The organism is Actinomadura roseirufa (genome assembly GCF_900659635.1).
Lineage (GTDB): Bacteria > Actinomycetota > Actinomycetes > Streptosporangiales > Streptosporangiaceae > Spirillospora > Spirillospora roseirufa.
In genome coordinates this window covers 1-6,666 of the sequence record NZ_CAACVB010000348.1, presented here as the reverse complement: position 1 = coordinate 6,666, position 6,666 = coordinate 1, and the positions used below count along the sequence as shown (strand labels likewise).

At 71.8% G+C, this 6,666-nt stretch carries 6 protein-coding genes and 2 pseudogenes; 4 read left to right on the top strand and 4 right to left on the bottom strand.

Going from position 1 to position 6,666, the window contains the following annotated elements:
• Positions 1–97: 97 nt before the first annotated feature.
• The 3 genes and pseudogenes from E1291_RS37415 to E1291_RS37405 form a co-directional block, all read right to left on the bottom strand.
• Positions 98–532 (bottom strand): annotated as a pseudogene (locus tag E1291_RS37415) (transposase family protein); the annotation flags it as partial.
• Between the two features lie 141 nt (positions 533–673).
• The gene (locus E1291_RS43540) at positions 674–1,312 is read right to left on the bottom strand and encodes a VOC family protein (protein ID WP_207401144.1); all 639 of its coding nucleotides are present in this window, start codon (positions 1,310–1,312) and stop codon (positions 674–676) included.
• Positions 1,309–1,938, bottom strand: coding sequence for a TetR/AcrR family transcriptional regulator (locus E1291_RS37405; protein ID WP_242614621.1), 630 nt, complete (start codon positions 1,936–1,938; stop codon positions 1,309–1,311). The genes E1291_RS43540 and E1291_RS37405 overlap by 4 nt, the downstream gene beginning before the upstream one ends.
• Before the next feature lie 278 nt (positions 1,939–2,216).
• Here E1291_RS37405 and E1291_RS37400 point away from each other — a divergent pair, with 278 nt between their 5' ends.
• From E1291_RS37400 to E1291_RS37385, 4 genes are all read left to right on the top strand, one after another.
• Positions 2,217–3,134: an ABC transporter substrate-binding protein gene (locus E1291_RS37400; RefSeq protein WP_131742779.1), complete on the top strand. Its 918-nt coding sequence runs from the start codon at positions 2,217–2,219 to the stop codon at positions 3,132–3,134.
• Positions 3,135–3,561: 427 nt separating this feature from the next.
• Entirely contained in the window at positions 3,562–4,578 is a 1,017-nt protein-coding gene (locus tag E1291_RS37395; protein WP_131742780.1) for a FecCD family ABC transporter permease, read from the top strand.
• Positions 4,575–5,345 (top strand): ABC transporter ATP-binding protein, encoded by a 771-nt coding sequence (locus E1291_RS37390; RefSeq protein ID WP_131742778.1) that lies wholly within the window; start codon positions 4,575–4,577, stop codon positions 5,343–5,345. The genes E1291_RS37395 and E1291_RS37390 overlap by 4 nt, the downstream gene beginning before the upstream one ends.
• A 2-nt stretch (positions 5,346–5,347) precedes the next feature.
• Complete coding sequence (locus tag E1291_RS37385; protein ID WP_131742781.1) at positions 5,348–6,148, top strand: adenosylcobinamide amidohydrolase; 801 nt, start codon at positions 5,348–5,350, stop codon at positions 6,146–6,148.
• 8 nt (positions 6,149–6,156) lie between these two features.
• Here the strand turns inward: E1291_RS37385 and E1291_RS42740 are convergent.
• Positions 6,157–6,666, bottom strand: a pseudogene (locus E1291_RS42740) (hypothetical protein); the annotation flags it as partial.

The following is a 6,666-nucleotide window of genomic DNA, read 5'->3' as shown; positions in this document are numbered from 1 at the left end:
CTGCGCTGCAGCCCGAGCAAGACCGGCCACATCGTCAAAGCCATCGCCGTCCTACAAAACCACCGCGTCACCCACAGCACCCGAGGATGAAAAGGGTTCACTGACGGTTCTGGAGGACGTGGATGGCCTTGGCCAGGTGACCGGCCCGGTACGGGCACCAACGTAGCTTGGCCAGGATCTTCCAGCTTTTCAGCTGGGCGTTGGCTCGTTCGCCGGGCCCGCGGAGCCGGGCGTGGGAGCGGTTGGCGTCTTTGCAGGACTCGGGCTTGTCCTTACCCTTGCAGGGGGTCTTGACGTGCGGTCCGGCACCGTCGTAGCCCTTGTCGGCCAGTACGAGCATCCCGGAGGCGGCCAGCGCACGGACCAGGCCCCAGATCCGGGCGGCCTTCAGGTCGTGGACGGAGCCGGACAGTGGTCCCGACACCCACACGATGGTCCCGTCCGGGAAGGCGATGACCCGCAGATTCATGCCGTGCGTCTTGTGCTTGCCCGAGTAAAAGGGCCGGTCGGCCCGCACCCGGTCGATCGCGACGTACTGCAGGGTCTGACGCGACAACGGCAGCGAAGAACGATAGAAAAGCATGTGAAGCCTCTGGTGGGGGCGGTGGGTTGTGAGAGATCACCCGTCCTACCAGGGCTTCTTCACGTTTCAGGGCCGCCACACCGTCCGCGATCATGCTGTGATCGCCCGCACCACGGATGCTGTTTGAAAACGTTCATGGGGTCCTGGGGCGGCGGCCTGTAGGGCTCGTCGCGCGTCGTGTGGCGGGCTTGGTGAGGACTGTTTTGTGGGGCGAGAGGTTGCGGGTGAGGCGTTTCTGCGGATGGTCACGGAGAGATGCGCCCTACAAGTTGCCGCTCGGGTCAGAGAAGCAGCGCTGCCTAGCGGGGTGGATTTGTGGGGGCTGGAAAATGGGGGTTGGGTGTTTTTGGGGGGGTCAGGGGAGATTAGCTCGTACAGGTTGCCGCTCGGGTCAGAGAAATAGAGGCCTCGGGAGCCGAGGGGGTGAGCGGTGTCGATCTTTCCGTTGTCGGGGTGGGCGGGGTGGTCGCCGTAGGGAGTCTCCCTGGCGTCCAGACGGTCCACGATCGAGTCGAAGGTGACGGCGTCCACGTCGAAGGCCAAGTGGTGACCCTGGGGGTGGGCGACCGACATGAAGTCGAGGGTGAGCGCGTCGTTCACCCTGATCGGGATGAAGTGCCGGGCGTGCGGATGCGGGCCGGTGTGCTCCAGGCCCATGACGGCGGCGAAGAAGCGGGCGGCCTCGTCGTTGTCGGCGGCGGTCACGATGGCGTGGTTCAAGGTGATCATGCGGATTCCTCGTCGAGCGCGCCGTGCAGGAAGACGTCTAGGTACTCCTCAAGGGACGGGACGTCGGCGTCCGGGCCGCTCGCCGGGCGGGAACGGCTGAACAGCAGCCCCATGAACAAGGTCGCCACCTGCTCGACGGGCAGGCGCAACCGATCGCGTTCGGGTTCGAAGAGCTCCGCGAGGGCGTCGCGGGTGCGGTTCATCGCCGTCTCACGGTCGAGGCCCCCGTCGGCGTGGTCGCCGCCGCCATGGCGCCCACGCCCACCGCGCCCGGTGGCGTGCAGCGCGCCGATGACCATGCCCATGCGGGCGAGGTAGGCCTCGAACGCCGCCGCGGCCTCCGCGAGCCGGGCCGTCAGCGGCTGATCCAGCGGAATCGCGGCGATCTCCGCGAGCACGTGGTCGGTGCGCAGCGCCTCGGCGACACAGGCGTCCAGCAGCTCGTCCTTGTCGGCGAACACCCGGAAGATCGTCGCCTCGCCGATCCCGGCGGCGCGGGCGATGCGGCCGGTGGTCACGGCGGCGCCGTCCTCGGCGACCAGCGGCAACGCGGTACGGATGATCATTTCTCGGCGCTGCTGCGGGCTCATCCCCGGAGCGCGCCGGCGGTTCGGTGGGGCGTCCATGCCGACAGCGTACGGAGTGAGTGCTCACTCCGTCAAGAAGGGAGTGAGTACTCACTCCGCAACTGGAGACGGACCGGGATTCATCGGCTGATAAGTTGCAGTTCAGCGCGCCCTGGAGCGAAGTCCGGTGTGAACCCGGCGCTGTCCCGCAACTGTGGTGCCCCTCTCCGAGTGGCCGAGCCAGGTCGCCTCCGCGCGCGCATGACGACACTCGACCTCGTGGAAGGGCGATCCGTCCTTCGGCGGGCCGCGGCTTCCCGGCAGCCCAGGAGGTTCCCGTGAGACCCGTACGTGCCCTCGGCGCGGCCATCGCCCTCGGAGCCGTGACGCTCGCCGCCGCCTGCGGCGGAGACGACGGCGGGAAGGGCGACAAGGGGTCCGGTGGCGCGGCCGTCACGGTCCAGGCCGCCAACGGCGCGGTGAGCGTGCCGGAGCGGCCGAAGCGGATCGTGTCGCTCTCCCCCACGCACACCGAGACGCTCTTCGCCATCGGCGCGGGTCCGCAGGTCGTCGCCGTGGACGACTACTCCACCTTCCCCGCGAACGCGCCGCGGACCAAGCTGTCCGGATTCAAGCCGAACGCCGAGGCGATCATCGATTACAAGCCGGACCTCGTCGTGCTGTCCGATGACATGAACGGCATCGTCAAGGCGCTGCAGAAGGTGAAGGTCCCCGTCCTGCTGGAGCCGGCGGCGGCCAGGCTGGACGACGCCTATGACGAGATCGGCGACCTCGGCCTGGCCACCGGGCACGCCACCGAGGCCAAGAAGGTCACCGACGACATGCGCACGCGCATCCAGCAGACGGTCGCCGCGTCCGCCAAGGGCAAGGGACGCAGCTACTACCACGAGCTCGACAACCAGTTCCACACCGTGACGTCCAAGACGTTCGTGGGTCAGGTGTACGGGCTGTTCGGCCTGCGCAACGTCGCGGACCAGGCGGAGAAGGCCGCCGGCGGATACCCGCAACTCTCCCGCGAGTACCTCGTCAAGCAGGACCCCGACCTGGTCTTCCTGGCCGACACCAAGTGCTGCGCCCAGAACGCGGGCGCGGTCGCCAAGAGGCCCGGCTGGCAGGACATGAAGGCGCTCAAGAACCAGGGCGTGATCTCGCTCGACGACGACATCGCCTCCCGCTGGGGCCCGCGCCTGCCCGAGTTCGTCAAGGTGATCGGCGAGGCGGTGCAGAAGTCGTGAACCGGTCTCTGAGAGACCCCCGCTTGTGAGCGCTCCTTCCCGCCCGGATTCGGAAGGCCCCAGGAACGGGCCATCGTCGTCCGCGGAGGACGACGCCCGCCCGGTGCCGGACGGCCCGGAAACGGCCGGAGCGGGCCGACAGGGATCCGCGGACCGCGCGGACGCCACCGCCGCGAGCGGGAAGGCCGCTGACTCCTCGCAAGACCCACGAGGGGCCGGGCACAACTCGCAGGAGGACGCCTCGGGGAACTCCCGGAGCACGGAGAGCGCTCGCGACGCGAAAGAACCCCACCGGCAGGGCGTCCCCTCGAAGCCCGCCGTACTCGGGGGACGATCGAGGGACTTCCCGGAAGTGACCGGCGCGACTGGGAACGTTCCGAGGGACGAGCGCGGGCGGGGCCTCGCGGAGCGGGGCGCGCACGGACGGTTGCGAGTGCTGCCGCTCGGCGTGGCGCTCGGGTTGCTCGCCGCGAGCCTGCTCGCCGGAGTACTGGTGGGGGCGGCGGATCTCCCGGTGGCCGGGGTCGTCAAGGCGCTGGTCGATCGGGTTCCGTTCGTGCACGTGGACTCCGGTCTCAGCACGGTCGAGACGAACGTCCTGTTCGAACTGCGGGTGCCCAGGGTGCTGATGGCGGCTCTGGTGGGCGGTCTGCTCGCCCTCGCGGGGGCCGGGTACCAGGGGGTGTTCCGCAATCCGCTGGCCGATCCGTACCTGCTGGGCGCCGCGGCGGGGGCCGGGGTCGGCGCCACGCTGGTGATCGTGGTGATGCCCGGCAATCCCGAGTACGGGGTGCCGCTGGCGGCGTTCGCCGGGGCGGTCCTCGGGGTCGTGATGGCCTACGTCCTCGGCCATACGGCGGCACAGGGGAACGGCGCGGCGACACTGGTCCTGGCCGGGGTGGCGGTGTCGTCGTTCCTCGCGGCGGTACAGACGTTCCTCCAGCAGATGAAGGCGGAGGAACTGCAGCGGATCTTCTCGTGGATCCTCGGCGGGGTCGGGTCGGCGGACTGGCATCAGCTCGCGCTGGTGGGACCGTACGCGCTGGTGTCGACGGTGGTCCTCCTGGTGCACGGGCGGCTGCTGGACGTGCTCAGCGTCGGCGACGAGGAGGCGGCCTCGCTGGGGCTGTCGGCGCCGCGGGTACGGCTGACGGTGCTGGTGGCGGCGTCGCTGGCGACGGCGTGCGCGGTGGCGGTGAGCGGGCTCATCGGGTTCGTCGGGATCGTGGTGCCGCACGCGGTGCGGCGGCTGGCGGGCGGGTCCTACCGGGTGGTGCTGCCGCTGTCGCTGCTCGGCGGGGCGGCGTTCCTGGAGGTCACGGACCTGGTGGCGCGGACGGTGATCGCGCCCGGAGAGCTGCCGCTCGGGGTCGTGACGGCGTTCGTGGGCGGGCCGTTCTTCGTCGCGGTGCTGAGGGCGAGCCGCCGGCAGGTGGAGGCGTGACGGTCAGGGTGCGGGGGCTGCACGTCCGGCTGGGTGGACGGCCCGTCCTCCGGGACGTGTCGCTGGAGGTCCCGGCGGGGTCGTGGACGGCGGTGATCGGTCCGAACGGGGCCGGGAAGTCGACGCTGCTGCGCGCCGTCCTCGGGGTGCTTCCCTCGGACGGCGAGATCACGGTGGCGGGCGCGGACCTCGCGGCGCTGAAGCCGCGGCAGCGGGCACGGCTGGTCGCCTACGCGCCGCAGAGCCCGAACCTCCCCGTGGGGATGACGGTGTTCGACTACACGCTGCTGGGGCGTTCCCCCTACATCCCCCATCTGGGACGGGAGAGTGTGCACGATCGGGCCGTGGTGGCGGAGGTCCTGGACAGGTTGGATCTGACCGGTCTCGCAGGACGTCCCTTGGACCACCTGTCGGGTGGTGAAAAGCAGCGTGTGGTGCTGGCGCGCGCGCTGGCGCAGCAGACGTCCGTCTTGTTGTTGGACGAGCCCACCACCGCGCTGGACATCGGCCACCAGCAGCAGGTGATGGAGCTGGTCGACCAGCTGCGGCTGTCCGACGAGCTGACCGTGGTGACGACGATCCATGACCTGACGTTGGCGGGGCAGTACGCCGACGACCTCGTGCTCATCTCGGGCGGGCGCGTCGCGGCGGCGGGAACGCCCGGCGAGGTCCTGTCCCGCGAGGCGATCGAGGAGCACTTCGGTGCGCGCGTGCGGGTCACGCCCGGCCCGGACGGCCGTCCCCTTCTGTCCTTGGAGCGCCCGTGAACGTGGAGCTGGTCTGGCGCGAGGAGGACGGCGCGCGGCTCGCGTCGACCGTGTGGCGGGTGGACGGGCCGCATCGGGCGGTGTCGTCCGCGATGCTCGGCGGCGGGATCGGCCCGGCGGGCTGGGTACTGAACGCGCAGGTCGCGGGAGCCTACTCGCGGACCGACCCGGTCGCGCACCTCGGCGAGCTGGCCGCCTCGCTCGGGCTGGAGGGGCCCGGAGTCGGCATGCTGACCGCCGCGTCCGTCGAGCGGACCGTGCGGCGCGACGACGAGGGCGTGCGCGTGTCGGCGACGGTCGGGCTGCGCGTGCCGACGTGGGCGGCGTCCCCCGCGGGGGTACCGGATCCCGAGCTGGCACCGATCCGCCTCGACGGGACGGGCGGCGTCCCGTCCCGAAGCCCGCTGCGCACCCCACCGCGCCGCTCGTCCCAAGGCCCGCCCCAGGCCCGTCCGGGAACCGTCAACATCGTCGTGGCGGTGCCCGTGCCGCTGACCGACGGAGCGCTGGTCAACGCGGTCGTCACGGCGACCGAGGCGAAGACGCAGGCGCTCCTGGAGGCGGGATACCCCTGCACGGGTACGGCGTCGGACGCCATCTGCGTCGCGGCTCCGGTGACCTCCGGCGAGGCGGAGCCGTTCGCGGGGCCGAGGTCGGTGTGGGGCGCGCGGATCGCGCGGGCCGTCCACGCGGCGGTGCACGCGGGCGCGCTCGACTACACCGCCCAGCTCCGCGCGCGTGTCGGACCGGCCGCGGCACCGCCCGGACACGGCGCGGCGACCGGGCCGGGCCACTCGCGTTGACGGCGCCGTCACCTCCCCGTGTGGGGTTCTGCCCGCGCCGGCGGGTGATGGCCGTCGAGTGAGTGCACGCCGGTCGGCGGCTCCAGGTCGGCGAGGCGCCGGGCCGGGTGCTCCGGCGGGCGAGTGAGCGCGTCGACCCGGCGGCGGGCGCGGTCGGCCTCCGCGCGGGCGGCGTCCCGTTCGGCGGCGAGCGCCCGGAGGGCGGCGTGCATCTCGCCGGTGGAGCGCGTGAGCCGTGCGTTGCGCTCCTCGACCTCGCGGACGCGGGCCTGGATCCGGTCGCGGTCGGCGACGGCCTGCCCGCGTCCGGTCTCGGCGTGGTGGACGGCGGCGCGCAGCTCCTCGGCGGCACACCGCGCCGCGTCCGCCTCGACGCGCCGGCCCTCTCCGAGGGTCTCCGCCTCCACCAGGCGCGCGCGCAGGCCGGCGAGCTCCGATCGCGCGGCCTCCAGCGCGGCGAGGAGTTCCGCCTCGCGAGCGCCGTCGCGGTCGCGCTCGGCGGCGAGGCGGGCAGATCG